The organism is Arthrobacter sp. NamB2 (assembly GCF_005281365.1).
In the GTDB taxonomy this organism is placed as follows: domain Bacteria; phylum Actinomycetota; class Actinomycetes; order Actinomycetales; family Micrococcaceae; genus Arthrobacter_D.
This window is the reverse complement of sequence record NZ_SZWI01000028.1, coordinates 1-440: the sequence shown is the minus strand read 5'-3', so window position 1 is coordinate 440 and position 440 is coordinate 1. Positions and strand designations below refer to the sequence as shown.

Sequence of the window (440 nt, the reverse complement as noted above, 5' to 3'; positions counted from 1 at the left end):
GGGGCAGCTGCGTCGTCGTTGACGTTCACCCGCCACTCCGAGCTCACCACGTCGCCCGAGGCAACCTGCTCGGCTGTGTTGTCCGCCCATCGGGCGGTGATCTCGTAGACCGGCACCGCGACCGCGGGAAGCGCACCCGCGACACTGATGCCGGAGAAGGCTGTCGCCATCGCGGCCGCGCCGGCGATCCAGCGCTTCAACCCTCCCGCGCGTGAACGCGCAGAGCCTTTTCGAGGCGTCGCGTCCTGGCTTCCGCGGAAGCCCGAACCGGCCCTCACGTCACTGACCTGTGATTGTTCAACTGCTACCCCTTGCTCGATGAGCATCGGGGACAGAGGAGTCGTCCCCGATGTGAAACCTCGGGGCAATTTCTCGGCAGACAGTCTTTTAGACCTGAATTAACACCAACGTTGAGACCTTGGTGACGCTTCGAGCACAGT

Annotated in this window: 1 protein-coding gene; it reads right to left on the bottom strand. The window is 63.9% G+C overall.

Annotation, left to right across the window (positions count from 1 at the left end):
- Nucleotides 1-200, bottom strand: a 200-nt coding sequence (locus FDK12_RS14985) for a hypothetical protein (RefSeq protein WP_137370292.1), incomplete at its 3' end; no start/stop codon positions are given.
- Nucleotides 201-440 lie beyond the last annotated feature (240 nt).